Here is a 1,321-nt window from a genome sequence, read left to right as displayed (position 1 = left end):
TGAACCGCGCCGGGTTTGCCGGAGGCTCCAACTTCTGAGAAAGTGGAGTCACCATGAGCAAGACAACGAACAAGTTTTCACCTGAAGTCCGCAACCGTGCCATCCGTATGGTGCTGGATCACGAAGCCGAGCATCCATCACGCTGGGCTGCCGTTTCATCTATTGCGGCCAAGATCGGCTGCGCGCCAGCCACGCTGCACGAATGGGTCAAGAAGACCGAGGTCGACACCGGCAAACGAGCAGGTCTGCCGAGCGACGTGGCCGAGAAGATGAAGGCTCTGGAGCGTGAGAACCGAGAACTTCGCCAGGCCAACGAGATTCTGCGCAAGGCGTCGGCCTATTTCGCGATGGCGGAGCTCGACCGCCCCTTCAAGCGATGATCTCGTTCATCGACGAACACCGTGGCGTGTTCGGGGTCGAGCCGATCTGCAGCCTACTGCCGATTGCCCCATCAACCTACTACGAGAACGTCGCCAAGCGACTGGACGTGGATCGCCTGTCGATCCGTGCCCGCAGCGATATCAGCCTGAAGATCGAGATACGTCGTGTCTTCGAGCAGAATTTCCGCGTCTATGGCGTTCGCAAGGTCTGGCGGCAATTGAAGCGTGAAGGTTTTGACGTCGCCCGCTGCACTGTCGCCAGACTTATGAGGTCGATGAGCCTGCAGGGGATCATTCGAGGAAAGCCGGTCCGCACGACATTCCCGGACAAAACGGCCCCGAGCCCGCTTGACCGGGTTAACCGCCAGTTCAAAGCCCCAGCACCAAACAGGCTGTGGGTTTCGGACTTCACCTATGTCGCCACCTGGCAGGGTTTCGTCTACGTGGCCTTTGTCATCGACGTCTTCGCTCGTCGCATCATCGGCTGGCGGGCAAGCCGGACAGCACATGCGAGCTTCGTCCTCGATGCGCTGGAGCAGGCACTTCATGATCGGCGTCCCGCTCATGGCGGCGGCCTCGTGCATCACTCGGATCGCGGCGTTCAATACGTGTCCATTCGGTATTCCGAGCGATTGGCAGAAGCTGGCATCGAGCCGTCTGTCGGAAGCATCGGCGACAGTTACGACAATGCCCTCGCCGAAACGATCAACGGTCTTTACAAGGCCGAGGTCATCCATCGACGCGGGCCATGGAGGAACTTCGAAGCGGTCGAATTCGCCACCCTGGAATGGGTAGACTGGTTCAATCACCGACGCCTCCTGGAACCCATCGGAAACATACCGCCAGCCGAAGCCGAGGATCAATACTACGCCATGCTGGACGAACCAGCCATGGCCGCATAACTTAAACGAAATGGCCTCCGGCAAACCCGGCGCGGTTCA

General features: G+C 59.4%; 1 protein-coding gene and 1 other annotated feature. The gene reads left to right on the top strand.

All coding sequences use genetic code 11. The features are described 5' to 3' along the window. The first annotated feature begins 53 nt into the window (after positions 1–53). Positions 54–1,282 (top strand): IS3 family transposase gene (locus tag ATO67_RS22135; RefSeq protein ID WP_103086611.1). Its coding sequence is split into 2 segments (ribosomal slippage): positions 54–348 and positions 348–1,282, totalling 1,230 coding nucleotides; the frame shifts between segments, so codons are not numbered across the junction. Beyond that, positions 335–451 (top strand) — a sequence feature (AL1L pseudoknot). Its footprint overlaps the gene before it by 117 nt. Positions 1,283–1,321: the final 39 nt, after the last annotated feature.

The sequence above is a fragment of the Agrobacterium bohemicum genome (assembly GCF_001562555.1).
Taxonomy (GTDB): Bacteria; Pseudomonadota; Alphaproteobacteria; order Rhizobiales; family Rhizobiaceae; genus Agrobacterium; species Agrobacterium bohemicum.
The sequence above is the reverse complement of the archived record's forward strand: the minus strand, read 5'-3'. Positions and strand labels throughout refer to the sequence as shown.